At 72.3% G+C, this 15,334-nt stretch carries 16 protein-coding genes and 2 pseudogenes; 3 read left to right on the top strand and 15 right to left on the bottom strand.

Features of this window, described 5'->3' with window-relative positions; genetic code table 11:
* Positions 1-2: 2 nt before the first annotated feature.
* From SSP29_RS48285 to SSP29_RS48260, 6 genes are all read right to left on the bottom strand, one after another.
* On the bottom strand, positions 3-323 hold the full coding sequence (locus tag SSP29_RS48285; RefSeq protein WP_089107370.1) for an NAD(P) transhydrogenase subunit alpha part 2: 321 nt from the start codon (positions 321-323) through the stop codon (positions 3-5).
* Entirely contained in the window at positions 320-1,435 is a 1,116-nt protein-coding gene (locus tag SSP29_RS48280; RefSeq protein WP_089107369.1) for an NAD(P) transhydrogenase subunit alpha, read from the bottom strand. Before SSP29_RS48280 ends, SSP29_RS48285 begins: the two co-directional genes overlap by 4 nt.
* A gap of 51 nt (positions 1,436-1,486) precedes the next feature.
* On the bottom strand, positions 1,487-2,500 hold the full coding sequence (locus tag SSP29_RS48275; protein WP_089107368.1) for a zinc-dependent alcohol dehydrogenase: 1,014 nt from the start codon (positions 2,498-2,500) through the stop codon (positions 1,487-1,489).
* A 10-nt stretch (positions 2,501-2,510) separates the two neighbouring features.
* The gene (locus tag SSP29_RS48270) at positions 2,511-2,888 is read right to left on the bottom strand and encodes a DUF779 domain-containing protein (protein WP_089107367.1); all 378 of its coding nucleotides are present in this window, start codon (positions 2,886-2,888) and stop codon (positions 2,511-2,513) included.
* 15 nt (positions 2,889-2,903) lie between these two features.
* Entirely contained in the window at positions 2,904-4,424 is a 1,521-nt protein-coding gene (locus SSP29_RS48265; RefSeq protein WP_089107366.1) for an aldehyde dehydrogenase family protein, read from the bottom strand.
* Positions 4,425-4,490: 66 nt separating this feature from the next.
* Positions 4,491-5,795 (bottom strand): sigma-54-dependent transcriptional regulator family protein, encoded by a 1,305-nt coding sequence (locus SSP29_RS48260; protein WP_089107365.1) that lies wholly within the window; start codon positions 5,793-5,795, stop codon positions 4,491-4,493.
* Positions 5,796-6,229: 434 nt separating this feature from the next.
* Here SSP29_RS48260 and SSP29_RS48255 point away from each other — a divergent pair, with 434 nt between their 5' ends.
* Complete coding sequence (locus SSP29_RS48255) at positions 6,230-6,442, top strand: hypothetical protein (protein WP_089107364.1); 213 nt, start codon at positions 6,230-6,232, stop codon at positions 6,440-6,442.
* Positions 6,443-6,480: 38 nt separating this feature from the next.
* Here the strand turns inward: SSP29_RS48255 and SSP29_RS48250 are convergent, their stop codons facing one another.
* Positions 6,481-7,509: an alcohol dehydrogenase catalytic domain-containing protein gene (locus SSP29_RS48250; protein ID WP_089107424.1), complete on the bottom strand. Its 1,029-nt coding sequence runs from the start codon at positions 7,507-7,509 to the stop codon at positions 6,481-6,483.
* Positions 7,510-7,750: 241 nt separating this feature from the next.
* On the opposite strand from SSP29_RS48250, the pseudogene SSP29_RS57990 reads away from it, so the two are divergent.
* Positions 7,751-7,908, top strand: a pseudogene (locus tag SSP29_RS57990) (DUF1918 domain-containing protein); the annotation flags it as partial.
* A gap of 245 nt (positions 7,909-8,153) precedes the next feature.
* Here SSP29_RS57990 and SSP29_RS60735 read toward each other — a convergent pair.
* The 4 genes and pseudogenes from SSP29_RS60735 to SSP29_RS48230 all read right to left on the bottom strand — a co-directional run.
* Positions 8,154-8,306, bottom strand: a pseudogene (locus SSP29_RS60735) (universal stress protein); the annotation flags it as partial.
* 18 nt (positions 8,307-8,324) lie between these two features.
* A complete protein-coding gene (locus tag SSP29_RS48235) occupies positions 8,325-10,724 on the bottom strand; it encodes a glycoside hydrolase family 65 protein (protein WP_174856075.1) in 2,400 nt (799 codons plus the stop codon).
* Between the two features lie 13 nt (positions 10,725-10,737).
* Complete coding sequence (locus SSP29_RS60730; protein WP_174856074.1) at positions 10,738-10,893, bottom strand: hypothetical protein; 156 nt, start codon at positions 10,891-10,893, stop codon at positions 10,738-10,740.
* A 35-nt stretch (positions 10,894-10,928) separates the two neighbouring features.
* Complete coding sequence (locus SSP29_RS48230) at positions 10,929-11,780, bottom strand: universal stress protein (protein WP_089107423.1); 852 nt, start codon at positions 11,778-11,780, stop codon at positions 10,929-10,931.
* A 329-nt stretch (positions 11,781-12,109) separates the two neighbouring features.
* Between SSP29_RS48230 and SSP29_RS48225 the strand changes: the two genes are divergently transcribed.
* The gene (locus SSP29_RS48225; RefSeq protein ID WP_150136386.1) at positions 12,110-12,292 is read left to right on the top strand and encodes a hypothetical protein; all 183 of its coding nucleotides are present in this window, start codon (positions 12,110-12,112) and stop codon (positions 12,290-12,292) included.
* Positions 12,293-12,367: 75 nt separating this feature from the next.
* Here the strand turns inward: SSP29_RS48225 and SSP29_RS48220 are convergent, their stop codons facing one another.
* The 4 genes from SSP29_RS48220 to SSP29_RS57980 form a co-directional block, all read right to left on the bottom strand.
* Complete coding sequence (locus SSP29_RS48220) at positions 12,368-12,577, bottom strand: hypothetical protein (protein ID WP_089107362.1); 210 nt, start codon at positions 12,575-12,577, stop codon at positions 12,368-12,370.
* A 380-nt stretch (positions 12,578-12,957) separates the two neighbouring features.
* The gene (locus tag SSP29_RS60725; protein WP_150136385.1) at positions 12,958-13,383 is read right to left on the bottom strand and encodes a hypothetical protein; all 426 of its coding nucleotides are present in this window, start codon (positions 13,381-13,383) and stop codon (positions 12,958-12,960) included.
* Complete coding sequence (locus SSP29_RS48210; RefSeq protein WP_089107361.1) at positions 13,380-14,894, bottom strand: DUF1254 domain-containing protein; 1,515 nt, start codon at positions 14,892-14,894, stop codon at positions 13,380-13,382. The genes SSP29_RS60725 and SSP29_RS48210 overlap by 4 nt, the downstream gene beginning before the upstream one ends.
* A 127-nt stretch (positions 14,895-15,021) precedes the next feature.
* Complete coding sequence (locus tag SSP29_RS57980; RefSeq protein ID WP_089107360.1) at positions 15,022-15,237, bottom strand: hypothetical protein; 216 nt, start codon at positions 15,235-15,237, stop codon at positions 15,022-15,024.
* Positions 15,238-15,334 lie beyond the last annotated feature (97 nt).

Raw genomic sequence — 15,334 nt, 5'->3', positions numbered from 1 at the left:
GCTCACACCTCGGCCTTCTCGTTCTTCGGTGTCTCGGGCGGCCTGGCCCGGAACATCTCCAGCATGCGGTCGGTGACGGCGTAGCCGCCGACGACGTTCATCCCGCCGAACACCATGGCGACGAAGGCGAGGACATAGCCGAGCCAGGTGTGCGACTCGGCGGCGATCAGCATGGCGCCGATGACGACGATGCCGTGCACCGAGTTGGAGCCGGACATCAGGGGCGTGTGCAGGGTCGCCGGGACCTTGCTGATCACCTCGACGCCGACGAGGACGCTCAGCACGAAGACGGTGATCGCGGTGAGGAGGTCGAGGTCGTTCATGACGGTTCACCTCCGAGGAGGGCACTGGTGATCTCGTCGTCCGGGTCGAGGACCAGTTCGCCGTCGCGCACGAGGTGGCGCAGCAGGGCGACGAGGTTGCGGGCGTAGGCGGTGGACGCGGCCGTGGCCATGGCGGACGGCAGATGTCCGGCGCCGATCACGGTCACGCCGTTCGGCAGGACGTCGGTCTTGTCCGGCTCGGAGTCCTCGACGTTGCCGCCGAGTTCGCTCGCGGCGAGGTCGATGACGACCGAGCCGGGGTGCATGCGTTCCAGTACGGCGCAGGTGACCAGGAGCGGGGGCTTGCGGCCGGGCACCTGGGCGGTGGTGATGACGATGTCGGAGCGGGCGATGTGCGCGTCGAGCGCGGCGCGCTGGGCCTGCTGCTCCTCGGACGTCAGCTCCCGTGCGTAACCGCCCCGTCGAGCACCCGGTTCCTCCTCAGGAGGGTTCTGGATGTCGAGGAACCGGGCGCCCAGCGACTCCACCTCCCCTCGTGACTCGGGGCGTACGTCGTACGCCGTGACGACGGCGCCGAGGCGGCGGGCCGTGGCGACGGCCTGCAGTCCCGCCACTCCGGCGCCGAGGACCAGGATCTGCGCCGGGCGCATGGTGCCCGCCGCCGTCGTGAGCATCGGGAGAAAGCGGTCGTAGGAGTCGGCGGCCAGCAGCGCGGCCTTGTAGCCGGCGACGTTGGCCTGTGAGGTGAGCGCGTCCATGGACTGGGCGCGGCTGAGGGTGCGGGGCAGCAGGTCGAGGCTCACCGTGGGCACGCCGCGCCGGTGCAGGCCGGCGACCAGGTCGGGGTGGCGCAGCGGTTCGAGCAGGCCGATCAGGGTCTGCCCGGGACGCAGGGCCTCGGCGGTCTCCTGGTCGGGCGGTGCCACGCACAGGACTGCGTCGGCCCGGGCGTACAGCTCGTCCGGGGATACGACGGTGGCGCCCGCATCGGCGTAGTCGGCGTCGGTGAACCACGCGCCGGAGCCCGCCCCGGTCTCGACCAGGACCTCGACGCCGGCCCGGCGCAGAAGGGTGACGGCCTCGGGGACGAGCGCGACGCGGCGTTCGCCGGGCGCCCGCTCCCGTACGGCGCCCACGGTGACAGTGGCCATGATCTGCTGCCTTTCCCCGCGGCCCGGCGCCCTGGCCGGGCCGCGGAACTCTCAGAACCGGAAGACGAGCCGGGCCTCGGCCCGTCCGCCGAGGACCTCGTCGAAGGCATCGTTGACCTGGTCCAGGCGCCGGGGTTCGGCGATGACCTGGGTGCGTCCGGCGGCATGCAGCGCGAACACCTCGGCGAGGTCCTGGCGGGTGCCGACGATGGAGCCGATGACGGAGATACCGCCGAGGACGGTCTCGAAGATCGGCACGGTGACCGCCGCGTTGTCGGCGGGGAGGGCGACCATGACCAGACGTCCGCCGCGGTTGAGCGACCGGTAGGCCTGTTCGAAGGCCTTGGGCGCCGCGGCGAGCACGACGGCGACATCCGCGCCGCCCGCCTTCCTGATCTCCTCGACGGGGTCGTGGGTGCGGGCGTTGACGATCTGGTCGGCGCCGAGGCGGTGGGCCAGGCCCAGCTTGTCCGGCTCCAGGTCGACGGCGGTGACCAGTCCGCCGACCAGCCGCGCGTACTGTACGGCGAGGTGGCCGAGGCCGCCGACGCCGAAGACGGCGACCCGTTCGGCGGGCACGACCCGGGCGACCTTGATCGCCTTGTAGGTGGTGACGCCGGCACAGGTCAGCGGGGCCGCGTCGAAGGACGTCACGCCGTCGGGGACCGGGACGATCGCACCCGCGTTCGCGACGGCGTACTCGGCGTAGCAACCGTCCACGGAATAGCCGGAGTTGACCTGGGACTCGCACAGGGTCTCCCAGCCGGAGACGCAGTAGCGGCAGGTCCCGCAGGACGAGCCGAGCCACGGGACGGCGACCCGCTTGCCGATGAGGTCCTCGGAGACACCGGCGCCGACGGCCTCCACGGGGCCGATGCCCTCGTGGCCGGGGACGAACGGCGGGTTGGGCTTGACCGGCCAGTCGCCGTGGGCGGCGTGGATGTCGGTGTGGCAGAGCCCGGAGGCCTCCATACGGACCAGCACTTCGCCGGGGCCGGGGGTGGGGACGGGCAGGTCCTGGAGTTCCAGGGGCTTGCCGAAGTCGGTGACGACCGCTGCCTTCATGATCTGCTCCTCAACTGGTGTGGCGCTCGGGCGCCTTGGTCCGGGTGACGAAGCGCAGTCCGTCCCCGGCCGCGAGGGAGAAGCCGCCCGGGGTGCCCGGTTCGACGTCCAGGACGAGGCGGGGGCGGCCGAGCGCCTCGTACTGGTCGGCGTTCATGTGGAAGGTGCAGCCGTGCACCACGCCGACGAGCATGTCGCCCTCCCCCAGCAGAAACTCACCGCTGGAGAAGCACATGGGGTCGCTGCCGTCGCAGCAGCCTGCGGACTGGACGAACATCACCGGCCCGCCCTGGGCGGCGAGCAGGGCGTCGATCGCCCTGCGGGCCGCCCGGGTGACGGTGACGCGTCCCGCGGTGCCGTTCTCGACGTTCGCCGCACTGACGGTCATGTCACCGCGCTCCTTCTAGAACAGCCCCATCGGCTTGGTCCCGTAGCTGACCAGGAGGTTCTTGGTCTGGCTGTAGTGGTCGAGCATCATCTTGTGCGTCTCGCGCCCGATGCCGGAGACCTTGTAGCCTCCGAACGCGGCACCCGCCGGGTACTGGTGGTAGCAGTTCGTCCAGACCCGGCCGGCCTTGATGGCGCGGCCCATCCGGTAGGCGAGGGCGCCGTCACGGGTCCACACGCCGGCGCCGAGGCCGTACAGCGTGTCGTTGGCGATGGCGAGGGCTTCGGCCTCGTCCTTGAACGTGGTGACGGCGAGGACGGGTCCGAAGATCTCCTCCTGGAAGACCCGCATCCTGTTGTGGCCCTTGAGGACGGTCGGCTCGTAGAAGTAGCCGTCCGTGAACGCGCCGCCGATGGCGGGCCGGTGGCCGCCGGCGAGGAGTTCGGCGCCTTCCTTCTCACCGATCTCGACGTACGACGCGATCTTCTCGACCTGCTGCTTCGACACCTGGGGGCCGATCATGGTCTCGGTGTCGAGCGGGTCGCCCTGCCTGATGGCGCGGATCCGCTCCAGGCAGCGGCCCATGAACTCCTCGTAGATGTCCTCCTGGATCAGGGCACGCGAGGGGCAGGTGCAGACCTCGCCCTTGTTGAACGCGTACAGGACGAGTCCCTCGACGGCCTTGTCGAGGAAGTCGTCGTCCTTGTCGGCGACGTCGTTGAAGAAGATGTTCGGCGACTTGCCGCCCAGCTCCAGCGTGACGGGGATGATGTTCTGGGCCGCGTACTGCATGATCAGGCGGCCGGTGGTGGTCTCGCCGGTGAAGGCGACCTTGGCGATGCGCTTGTTGGTGGCGAGGGCCTTGCCGATCTCGGCGCCGGGTCCGTTGACGACGTTGAGCACGCCGGGCGGGACGATGTCGCCGACGACCTCCATGAGCTTGAGGATCGACCACGGGGTCGGCGAGGCGGGCTTGATCACCGCGGCGTTGCCGGCGGCGAGGGCCGGGGCGAGCTTCCACGCGGCCATCAGCAGCGGGAAGTTGAACGGGATGATCTGGCCGACCACGCCCAGAGGTTCGTGGAAGTGGTAGGCGATGGTGTCCTTGTCGATCTCGGTGATCTCGCTCTCCTCGGCGCGGATCGCGGCCGCGAAGTAGCGGAAGTGGTCGGCGGCGAGAGGGATGTCGGCGGCCAGGGTCTCACGGACCGGCTTGCCGTTGTCCCAGCTCTCGGCGACGGCGAGTTCCTCGCGATGGGCGTCGATGGCGTCGGCCATCTTGTTGAGGACCGCGGCGCGCTGGGCGGTGGAGGCCTCGCCCCACCTGTCCTTCGCGGAGTGCGCGGCGTCCAGGGCGAGTTCGATGTCCTCGGCCGCCGACTTCGGGATGTCGCAGAGGGGCTTGGCGGTGGCCGGGCACAGGTTGGGCTTGTACTCGCCGGTGGTGGGGGCCTCCCACTTGCCGCCGATGAAGTTCTCGTAGCGGGGGGCGACGTCCACGACGCTGCCCGGGGTGCCCGGAGGCTGGTACTTCATGACCGTCCCCTTCTCTCTCCCTGTCGCGTCCCGTTTCGATCACGACGAGTGGTGATACCCAGGACGCTAGGAGCGGGGACGCTGCAACACCGCTGCATGCGCGCGGAGCTGGGGGAACGCAAGCGTTTCGGGATCCAGTGCGCGAGCGCGGGCGGCCGCGGCGGCGCGCTGCGGAGAGCCGCCGGGAAGGGTGTGGGCGAGCGCCGTCCAGGCGGCGGTGTCCTCCGCGCCCCAGGCCGCGCCGACCCAGCGGCGCAGCAGGCCGGTGTCCCCGGCGGCGAGCACGGCTCCGCGCAACTGCTGTTCCAGGCAACGGCGTTGTGCTACGACGACGGGCGCCTCGGAGCGCGGCAGCAGTGGGCCTGGATAGCGGTCGAGCGCCTCGCGGACGCGGCCCGCGGCCAGCAGCCGGGACACGTCGTCGACGTCGGTGCGCGTGGGGCGGAGCAGTGTGTACGGGCGGGACCCGAGCAGATCCGGTCCCAGCACGGCACGCAGCCGGGTCATCTCGGCGCGCAGCGTCGAGGCGGGGATCTCACGGTCGGAGAGGTCCACGGCGAGCTGTTCCCCGGTCATGCCCCGACCCATGAACGCCAGGGCCAGCACGATCTCGCTGTGGCGTGGGCTGAGTCGGAGCACGTGATCCCCGTACTCCAGCACGGCGCCGTCCCGGCCCAGCGCCGAGAGCCGCATCTCGCCCGGAGCCGCGTACGGTCCCACGAGAGGTACGGGGGCGGGTGTGCGGGCGAGGTGCGCCTCGGCGGCCAGCGCGGCGCCGCGTACGGCGGCCATGGCCGGGGGTGTGGCGATGGTGGCCCCGCCGGACAGGTCGACCACGCCGAGCACCCGTCCGGTGGCGGGATCGCGTACCGGGGCGGCGGCACAGGACCAGTCGTGCACGGCGGCGCTGTAGTGCTCGCCGGTGACGATCTGCACGGGGCGTCCCAACTCCAGTGCGGTGCCGGGCGCGTTGGTGCCTGCCAGCCGCTCCGCCCAGCAGGCTCCCGCGACGAAGCGCATCCGCGCGGCCCGCGTCATGGCCCGCGCGTCCCCCTCGACCCAGAGCAGGGTGCCGTCTGCGTCGCCGACCGCGAACACATGCCCGTCGTCGGCCGCGCCGGGACCCAGCAGGTCGCGGAAGAGGGGCAGTACGGCGGCGAGCGGATGAGCCAGGCGGCAGGCGTTCAATTCGTCGGAGGCCCGGCGCAGCGGGGGCGGGGCGCCGCCGTCGGGACGTATCCCGCTCGCCGCACAGCGCCGCCAGGAGTCGGCCACGAGACCCCGCACCTCGGGCTCCCGGCCGGCCGACGTCACGAACTGCTCGTGGGCGGCGCGCAGCACGGAGACCGCGCCGACACCGGAAGCGTCCATGGCTCCACCCCCTGCGCGTTCCTGCTCGACGGGTCGTTCCCAAGGCTGCCCCCTGCCGGGAACCGGCCGCAGAGGCCGAACGGCACCTGTACGAGGGGCGATCGGCCCCTGGGCTCAGCCCATGCGCCATTCGGCTCCGCCCGGCCGCCCTGCCTGCGGTCGCCACGAACCGGAGCGCCTGACGCCGGTGAGGGCGCGGTGCCCGCACGGCAGGCCCCTCCGCTCCGGCGTCGTCGGCGCGGCGCGCCGTCCGCCCGTCTCGGACGGACGGCCTTCCGGATATGGGTCCCGTGGTCCTCATAAGTGCCGTTCGGCCCCACCCGGCTGGGCTGCCGGGGAGCGAAACTGGGATGTGCCGACGCCGACCGCCGCCCTGGCTCCCTCCTGTGGTTCAGGTGTTCGGGGTACGTGCCGGAATTCTGGCCGGAGGAGCGATGAACAGACACATCTCGTTCGAGCCGCGAGGCGAGCGCGCCCGCTGCGGCGCCAGGTTGCCGCCGCGCAGGACCGCACACGTCCGGATCCGGCGTCCGGCGGCGGGTTCCGTACGCCTCGCCGCCAGGGCCGCGTTCGAGGACTGGCTCCTGCTGCCCGACGGCACCTGGCGGCGCGTCGAGACGATCCGGGTGCGCGGTCTGTTCGGCTGACACGGGCGACGAGGGCAGGCCCCGTTGCGGCGTCTCCCTCACTCGCGGCACAGCACGACCTTGAGGGCACCCGAGGCAGAGCCGCCGGCGAACACCTCGTAGGCGTCCTCCATCCGGTCGAGGCCGAAGGTGTGGGTGACCAGCGGCGTGACGGGCAGGTGCCCGGATCGCATGATCTCCAGCAGCCACGGTGTCGAGGACGTGTCCACCTGGCCCGTGCTGATCGTCACGTTCTTGCGCCACAGGGACTCGAGATGCAGCGTCGCCGGTCCGCCGTGCGTTCCGATGTTGGCGATGTGCCCTCCCGTCCGGACGGCACGCGTGCACAGCACGAAGCCGTCCGGTTCACCGGAGGCCTCGATGGCCACGTCGGCGCCCGGCCCCTCGGACAGGTCTGCGATCATCCGCCCCGGTGACTCCGCGGTGTCCGCCCCCACCCGGGCGGCGGTCTCCAGCCGGGCGTCCGCCAGGTCCACGACGATGACCCGACGGGGCGAGTAGAGCCGTGCGACGACCATCGAGGCCAGACCGACGGGCCCCGCGCCCACCACGACGACGGTGTCCCCCGGGCCCACATGCCCGTTGCGCACCCCGACCTCGTAGGCGGTCGGGAGGAGTTCGGCGAGCAGTACCGCGTCCTCGATCCGGAGGTCCCCGTGCAGCAGGGTGGCGGAGTGATCGGCGAAGGGCACCCGCACGAACTCGGCCTGGGTTCCGTCGACGAGGTTCCCCAGGATCCATCCGCCGCCCTCCCGGCACTGCCCGTACCGGCCGTCGCGGCACTCCCCGCAATGACCGCAGGCGGACACGGACGACACGATCACCTGGTCGCCGGGGCGCAGACGATGGACTTCGGCACCGACCTCCACGACCTCGCCGACGGCCTCGTGGCCGAGCACCGTCCCGGGCTTCACCTCCGGGAAGTCACCGCGCCGGATACGCAGATCGCTGCCGCACACCGTGGTGGCGTCGACTCGTACGACCGCGTCGGTCGCCTCCTCGATCGCGGGGTCCGGGACGGTCTCCCAGACGGTCTGCGCCGGGCCGTGGTATACGAGCGCTCGCAGGGTACTCACTCCCCTCGCTCCCTCATCTCCACGGTCGCTCCGGCCGTACTCCCGGGCAACACGGCCGCCCCGCGCGCGACCGATCGCGTAGGTACGCGGCGGCCGGTGGCCGCGAGGTCCCCGGTCTGCTGAGCGCCGCCGCGGCCCGGGCCGGGGACAGCACTCCCGGAGTGCGGTTGTCCGGCGAGGTACCGGACGAGGACGCGGCCGCCGCCCCGGTGTGCGGAGAGGGGCAGCGATCATGCGAGCTCACCTCGGCGACCGACTCGTCGTGGAGAGCCGGCGGCCGGCGCCACCCGACGCGACGGTGAGATCATCGGACTCCATCACGCGGACGGCACACCTCCCTACGACGTGCGCTGGGCGGACACGAACGCAGTGACGCTCGTGTTCCCGGGTGGTCACCGTCGACGCGGGCGACGACGGCCCGGCGGCCTGCCGGGCCGTCCGCCGCACCGGGGGTGCGTCGGCTACCGTGCCGGAGACCGACGATCAGTCGACCGGGACCCCGAACCAGGTGCCTCCGTCCCCTCCCTCCCGGCCACAGCCGTCTTCGCCGCCCTGGACGGCTCCCCCGGGGTCTCACCCCGGTCGAGGCGACAGCGTGGCAGGCCCGGTACGGCGCCGGCCACCTGCCCGGTACAGACGATCACCAGCGGGCAGGTGGCGGGCTGGGAGACCTGTCGGCTGACGGAGCCGAGCCGGGCGCGGGCGAACCCGCCCCGCCCCCGGCTGCCGACGACCCGCGCCTCGGCGCCCTCCGCGGCCCGCAGCAGGACGTCGGCGGCGGCGCCGTAAGGCCTCACGGGCCGCCCTCACCCGGGGCCGACGGGCCCGTGCTCGGGCCCGTCGTCGTGGTCGGGCAGCACCAGCACGCAGGTGTCCCCCGGCTCTACGCACACCGCGCGGTCCGGCAGCCGGATGTCGATCGGTGACTCGCCGGAGGACGGCACGGTGACCTCCAGCCGCCCACGCTCCAGTCGCAGTCGTACGCCCCAGTGCCCCTGGTAGCGCAGGGACATGCCGTACGAGGACAGCTCCGGCAGCGGCACCGGGTCGAACCACAGCGCCCCCGCACGGGTCTCCAGCCCGGTCAGCCCGCGCTGGACGAGGTCCAGGGTGCCCGCCATGGCGCCCAGGTGGATACCCTCGCCGGTGGTACCTCCCTGCAGGTCGGCGATGTCGCCGCGCAACGCCTCCTGGACGAACGTCCAGGCGTCCGCGCGCCGGTCGCGGGCCAGGATCCAGCCGTGCACCAGGCCGCTGAGCGTGGAGCCGTGGCTGGTGCGGCACAGGTAGTGGTCGACCGTGCGCGCCCAGGTCTTCTCGTCGAGCGCGTAGCCCAGACGGTCGAAGAGGGAGCGGAGTTCGGCCGGCGAGAAGAGGTAGCCGAGCATCAGGACGTCGGCCTGCTTGGACGCCTTGTACCGGTTGACGCTGTCGCCCTCGGCCTCCAGGATCCGGTCCAGGCGGCGGATGTCGTCGTACCGCCTGCGGTAGTCGTCCCAGTCCAGTTCGGCGAGTTCGCCGTAGCCCTCGAACTGGCTGATGACGCCGTCGTGAAAGGGGACGTGGAGGGTGCGTGACACCTTCTCCCACCGGTCGGGTTCCCCGTCGTCCAGACCGATGCGCTCGACGAGTTCACGGCGGCGCGGCTCGGGCAGGGTGTGCAGCAGCTCCAGGGCGCGGGTGAGGACCCAGGCCGCGGTGACGTTGGTGTACGCGTTGTCGTCGAGGCCGGGTCCGGGTGCGTCGGGGTAGGCGTCATGGTATTCGTCGGGGCCCATCACACCACGGATGCGGTGCCGTCCGAGGCGGTCGTCCCAGGTGGCCGAGTCCGCCCAGAACCGGGCGATCTGGAGGAGCATCCCGGCTCCCTCGGTGTGCAGGAACTCCGTGTCGCCGCTGGCCTCGCAGTACCGCCACACGTTGTAGGCCACCGCCGAGCCGACGTGCCGCTGGAGGTGCGAGTGGTCCGGCAGCCAGCGCCCCGAGCGCGGGTTGAGGTGCAGCGACTGCGACTCCTCACGCCCGTCGCCGGCGCTCTGCCAGGGGTACATCGCCCCGCGCCGGCCGATCGCACGGGCGGCGGCACAGGCCCGGTCCAGGCGCCGGTGCCGGTAGCGGAGCAGGGCCCGCGAGACCTCGGGGAAGTGCAGGTCGAGGAAGGGCAGGACGAACAGCTCGTCCCAGAAGACGTGTCCGCGGTAGGCCTCGCCGTGCAGCCCGCGGGCCGGCACGCCCACGTCCAGGTCGGCGGTGTGCGGGGAGAGCGTCTGCAGCACGTGGAAGAGGTGCAGCCGCAGGATGCGGCCCGCCTCCCCGGGGACGTCGAGACCGGTGCGGCGCCACAGCCGGCCCCAGGCGCTCCGGTGCGTCCGCAGCAGCTCGTCGAATCCGGGAGCGGTCGCGATCCGGTCGACGGCGGCCCCCAGGGGGTCGCCGATCGCGGGGTCGCGGGAGGTGTGCAGGGCGACGGTCTTGTCGACGGTGGAGGTACCGCCGGGCGTCAGTGGCAGGAGCAGCCGCTGTACGGCTTGCAGGGGGTTGATACCGACCTCGACGGGGGCGTCCCCGGTGAGCCGTGCGGCCATGCCGATCCGGATGTCCGAGGCGCGGGTACGGCAGCGCAGCCACACCGTGTCCGGCGCGGCGGTCCCGGTGCGCACACGGACCAGATGGCGGCCGGCCAGGTCACGGTAGCGCGGCACCCCGGCGTTGCGGACGCCGCCGTCGAGGGCCGCCTCGACCTCCAGCTCGCCGGCGAAGCCCCCGGCGGTGAACTCGGTGCGCAGGGCGGCGAGATGCGGATCTCCCATGTGGACGATCCGCTTCTGGCGGACGTCCAGGGTCCGGCCGGCACCGAGCGCGAACCGGGTCCGGCGCTCCAGCACCGCGTCCGGCACACGCAGGATCTGACGGTGCTCCAGCACGGTGCCGGTGTCCGGGGTGAGCCAGTCCCCGCCGGGCAGCCGGAACCGCAGGGGCAGCCAGTTCGGAAGGTTGACCATGTCCTCGTTCTCGACCCGGTGTCCCGCGATGGCCGTGGTGAGCCGGTCGTAGCAGCCGGCCGCGTAGGTGCCGGGGTAGTGCACGTCGTCCGGGGCGCACTCGGGCAGCGCGCCCCGGGTGGCGAAGTAGCCGTTGCCGAGCGTGCACAGCGACTCCCTGAGCCGCTCGTCGGCGGGCGCGTAACCGCCGTACTCCCACCTCACCTCGGTGCTCCCCTCACGGCCGGCTCTCCCGGACCGAGTACGACGACAGCGAAGCCGTCCGGCCGGCCCCCGCGACGCCCGCGAGCGCGTCCTCCACCGCCTCCACCGCGTCCACCGCCTCGACGCCCCGCAGCGCGGGAGCGACGCCATCGTGGTCCCGCGCTGCCATCCGCAACCTCCTCCTCCGAGCGCCGAATGCAACGTTCACACCGATTGCGGTACGACGGCCACCGGGCAGTCCGCCTGGTGCAGCAGGGTGTGGACCACCCGGCCGAGCTGCAGGCCGCCGTGGCCGTGCCGGCGGCCGGAGCCCAGGATCACGAGATCGGCGGCCGCGGAGCGGTTCACCAGGATCCGGTGGGCCGGGCCCTCGGCCGTCGCACTGCGCACCCTGACACCCGGGTACTCGGCCATGAGTTCGCCCAGCAGTGCGTCGAGCCGGGCCGAGGCCTGCTGCTCGTATTCCCGGGCGGGGTCCTCAGCCGTCAGGGGACGGCGCCAGGCGCAGACCACGTCCAGGGCACATCCGCGCGCCGCCGCCTCACGGAAGGCGAACCGCGCGGCCGCGCCGCCGGAGGCCGGGCCACCGGCGCCGAGCAGGATCCGCTCATGGGTGCCGGACAGGCCGGCCTTGTCGCCGCGGACCACGACCACCGGGCAGTGCGCCCGGCCGGCGACCGCCAGGCCGACCGAGCCGAGGAGCAGTCCCTTCAGCTCGCTCCGGCCGCGCGATCCGGTGACCACCGCGCAGGCGTTGTTGCCCTCGTGCAGGAGGGCGTCCACCGCGTCCTCGGGAACGATGTCGGTGGTGACCTTCACGTCCGGGTCGCGTTGTGCCGCGCGCTGCGCCGCCGAGGCGACGATGTGCTCGGCCCGCACACGTTCGGAAGGGCGTTCCGGGCCGGTCCCGGGGATGCCGCTCTCGTAGCGCTCCCACAGGGACGCGTACACCAGCCGCAGCGGGACGTCGTGGCGGGCGGCCTCGGCCACCGCCCAGTCGACCGCCTGCAGACTTCCGTCCGATCCGTCGACGCCTACGACCAGGGGAAGCGTCATCGTCCCCACCGCCTCTCCTCGGGCTGCCACCTCGTGCGGCAGGCGGGTCCTCCCTTCACCCTCGCACCGGTCGGCGGTCGGCAGGAGGGGCCACTCGGCCCGTTCGCGTACCCGCTCAGCCCCTGCGGACCCGCCGCCGGAAGCCGGGCCGGGCCCCGCCCGGAGAACCTCGATACGGCCCGTCCGGAAGGGGTCGCCCTCCGAAAGCGGCTCGGCCATGAAACCCATGAAAGGCGGCATGCACTCCGAGACCGACCTCATGCAGTCGGTCCTCGCCGACACACTCTGGCCGCCCCCGCAGACGCGAGGTCACGGTCCGGGAGGGCGTGGTGCCCCTCTCCGGTCGGCTGGAGCGGCGCAGCGAGATTCCCGTCGCGGTCGGTGGGACGCGCCGGCTGGACGGTGTCGTGGAGGTGGTCGACCGCCTCACCCACCGGCTCGACGACAGGCGGCCGCGGCCGGCCGAGCAGGCGTTGCACGGAGTGGCGGAGGACTTGTTGCGCAGGCCGTGACCGTCGCCCCCACGGCGCTGAAGGGTCCGCTGCCGCCCGTTCCGTGCGGGCGGCAGCGGACCCTTCGGGTTCAGATCAGAGGTGTGCGGGGGTCCTCCGGTCGGCCGGCACCCGCGGATGCGGGATCCGTGGTGCGGTGCGGTGCGGCGGACGGCCGCGCAGCCGGGCGGTGAGCGCGTCGAACAGCGCGGTGAAGACCGCGGTGAGGATCGCCGTCACGGCCAGCGCCACCACCAGCAGGACCGAGAAGCGCTCCCAGAACTCCGTCGTGAGGCTCGTACCCACTGTCCTCGCCCTCCCTTTCGGGGTCCTTCCCCTCACTCACAGCCAACTCCGTCGCCACCGGGGGCGCTTGAGCCGAGCGGTCCGGCCGACGGCGCGGACCGTCCCCGGCCCGGGGGCCATTCGGCCCAACTCCCTCCGGGTCCCCCGCCTCACCAGGACCCGCTCCCCGGAACGGGTCACCACGGCGGTCCGGCCGAGCCTCCGGTACCGGAGTCAGGTTCCCGTCGTCGAGCAGCTGTGCCGAGGCGTGGACGGCGTGGCCGCGGTCGCCGGGAACCTGGCATGGCGGAGGGATGACGCCCGGCCCTCTCCTTCCGGTTCCTGAGTCCGCGTCCGCCTGGGCTCAGGGCAGCCATCCAGTGGTCCGATCTCGGTCAACTTCATGTCGGCCGGGTGGCGGCGCACGGTTCGGCCGCTGCTGAACTCCGTGGTGCCGGCGCCACGTGTGCCTTCGTCGTTCCCTGGCCGCTCTCGACTGCGGCACCGCCTCGGGAGCGTCGAAGTCGCGCCGCGCCAGGGGTGACACCGTGCTCGGGCAGCAGCTCCACCAGGCCGAGGAAGTCGAGGCAGCCGAGTTCGAGCACGTCCTGGAACCTGTCGTCCGGCCGGACGAAGGTGAAGTCGGCGTCGGAACGATCCGCTTGATCGAATCCTTGATCACCTGCGGCGAGGACGTCCATGCCGTCGACGGCCCAGGAGGCCATGCCGTACCCGGCGGCACGCAGCGCGAGGTCGGTCCGGGCCGGGCGGCCTCCCTGTGCGGGCGGCGGATCGGCGACCGCTCTGCCGACGTGATGGAACGTCACGCGACGCGGGTCAGAGGAGGACACTCCCAGGTCGCGTCGACCACCTCCGGGCGGGGCCGGTACATGCGAAGTGCCACGAACCAGGTGCCTTTCTTCGCGGTGGGCAGCCAGTTGGCTTCCCTTTCCTGGTCGGGCGGCTCACTCTGCAGGTGGATGGTCAGTCCGCCGTCCTCGTCGCACCGCAGGCCGGCGGTGCGGTCGCCCACCGAGTAGCGCTCGGCCGGGTTGGGGACGAGGTTCATGTCCTCGCCGTAGACGGTCAGCGACCAGAACGCGTCGACCGGTGGCAGGGCGTCGCCGGGGAAGTGAAGTTCGTACCGGCCTTCGGAGGCAAGCTTGTTGCCGTCCGCGTCGTCGAAGTTGAGCAGGTAGACGGCTTCGGCCGGGTCGTTGGCGGTGATGCCGATGAGCGACTGGTCGGCGGCGCGTTTGAGGAAGTCGTCGCCGAAGCGTCCCATCTGCGGCGGAGGGTAGCGCCAGCCGTGGACGAGGTGGGCCCAGTCGCCGCTGAGGATCTGCTGTCTGAGCAGGGGCACGCCGACGGCGGCGGCCCGGGCCAGGCTTCGTCTCACCGCGTCCGGCTGGGCCTCGACGTCAAGGCCGGGGCCCACACCGATCTGGGCGAACTGCTGAAGAAGAACGTGGTGATGGGACGGCGGAGGGTTCTCGGCCAGCATCGCGTTCAGGGTCTTCCACGGCCCCAGGGGATCCTCCTCCGCCAGGATCGGCGTCAGGACGTCGCGGCTCTCGGGGACCTTCGCGCCCGGCTTGCCGAACAGGCTGAGCGGGGTGAGCCGGTACTGTTCCTGGAGTTCCCGAACGCGTGGCACGTCGTCGGTGCCGCTGACGAGGGTGCGGCCCAGGACGAGGACCCAGGGGCTGGGGGCCTTCTTCAGGCGACGCACCCCGGCGGGAAGGCTTCCCTGCCATTCCGGGCCGACGAGGGCGAAGCTGCCCGCGCCGGAGCCGGTGGTGCGCTGACCGACGTAGTCGAAGTTGTCGGAGGTGATCCCCACCAGCTCGAAGGTGAAGTACCGGTCACCCATGTCGGGGTGGGAGAGGACGACCGGCTCGCTGCCGAGGTTCACCCAGGCCGTCGAATAGAGGGTGTCGTTGTTGGGGCATCCGCCGTCGCGGTAGGTCGCGTCCAGCAGCTGCTCGGCGTGCCAGAAATGGTTGACGGGCGCGTACGGAACCGTCGAGGGGCTCCGCGGTTGCGTCACCCAGTCGTGCCTCAGCTTGGCGTTGTAGATGTACGGAAACCCGTAGACGAACGCCTGCTCACCGAGTGTGTAGGCGTACTCGCCACGCCAGTCGTCCACGCGCCCGGTCAGGATCGGCTTCACTGCCCGGCCCAGCTCGGGCACGATGTCCGGCAGCTGGCGTGCGCGCTCGATCGTGGACTTCGGGTGAAGAGCTGCGTGCCCCGCGACCCGTGCCACCGTGACGGCCGCGCCGGCCACGTCCGCGGGGATCCGCCGCCAGGCAGGGCTCTGTGATGGTTCCGGCATGTCAACACCACTTCACTCAACAGTGTCGAGGGCAGGGTCTGCGGACCCCGGCCGCGTGGTCGCTCCCCCTCAGCGGCCATCCTCCCCCACTCTGCCGGCAGACGCAGCCGGAGAATTCCCGACCACGTCACCCACGGCTGCCTCCCGCTGTGGGGGCGCAGGCAGCACTCCACCGCGCCCGGAACCAGCCGGCGATCTCCGAGGTGCGGGTGCACCGGACCGTCGCGTCGGCCTCCTTGCCGTCCCACGTGGTGCGCACGGTCAGGTCACCCGTGACGGTCCCGGCCTCGTCGGTCCGTACGCCGCCCCGGCCGGCGAAGACTCTCGGGGTGACCCAAAACATCTACAGCGCTTGCCGAGTCCCACGGCGTCGGTCATCATGTCCGCCCCGGCACCCTTCTCCCATGGCAGCGCGTCCGCAGGTCCGGCTGTCGGCGGGC

It is taken from the genome of Streptomyces hyaluromycini (genome assembly GCF_002217755.1).
Classification (GTDB): Bacteria; Actinomycetota; Actinomycetes; order Streptomycetales; family Streptomycetaceae; genus Streptomyces; species Streptomyces hyaluromycini.
This window is presented reverse-complemented; position numbering and strand designations above follow the sequence as displayed.

Excerpts from the sequence above, each read along its gene's own strand:
- SSP29_RS48265 (WP_089107366.1), bottom strand. The coding sequence starts at position 4,424 with ATGAAGTACCAGCCTCCGGGCACCCCGGGCAGCGTCGTGGACGTCGCC.
- SSP29_RS48280 (WP_089107369.1), bottom strand. The coding sequence starts at position 1,435 with ATGGCCACTGTCACCGTGGGCGCCGTACGGGAGCGGGCGCCCGGCGAA.
- SSP29_RS60730 (WP_174856074.1), bottom strand. The coding sequence starts at position 10,893 with ATGGCAGCGCGGGACCACGATGGCGTCGCTCCCGCGCTGCGGGGCGTC.
- SSP29_RS48275 (WP_089107368.1), bottom strand. The coding sequence starts at position 2,500 with ATGAAGGCAGCGGTCGTCACCGACTTCGGCAAGCCCCTGGAACTCCAG.
- SSP29_RS48270 (WP_089107367.1), bottom strand. The coding sequence starts at position 2,888 with ATGACCGTCAGTGCGGCGAACGTCGAGAACGGCACCGCGGGACGCGTC.
- SSP29_RS57980 (WP_089107360.1), bottom strand. The coding sequence starts at position 15,237 with ATGTTTTGGGTCACCCCGAGAGTCTTCGCCGGCCGGGGCGGCGTACGG.
- SSP29_RS48210 (WP_089107361.1), bottom strand. The coding sequence starts at position 14,894 with ATGCCGGAACCATCACAGAGCCCTGCCTGGCGGCGGATCCCCGCGGAC.
- SSP29_RS48285 (WP_089107370.1), bottom strand. The coding sequence starts at position 323 with ATGAACGACCTCGACCTCCTCACCGCGATCACCGTCTTCGTGCTGAGC.
- SSP29_RS48230 (WP_089107423.1), bottom strand. The coding sequence starts at position 11,780 with ATGACGCTTCCCCTGGTCGTAGGCGTCGACGGATCGGACGGAAGTCTG.
- SSP29_RS48260 (WP_089107365.1), bottom strand. The coding sequence starts at position 5,795 with ATGGACGCTTCCGGTGTCGGCGCGGTCTCCGTGCTGCGCGCCGCCCAC.
- SSP29_RS48255 (WP_089107364.1), top strand. The coding sequence starts at position 6,230 with ATGAACAGACACATCTCGTTCGAGCCGCGAGGCGAGCGCGCCCGCTGC.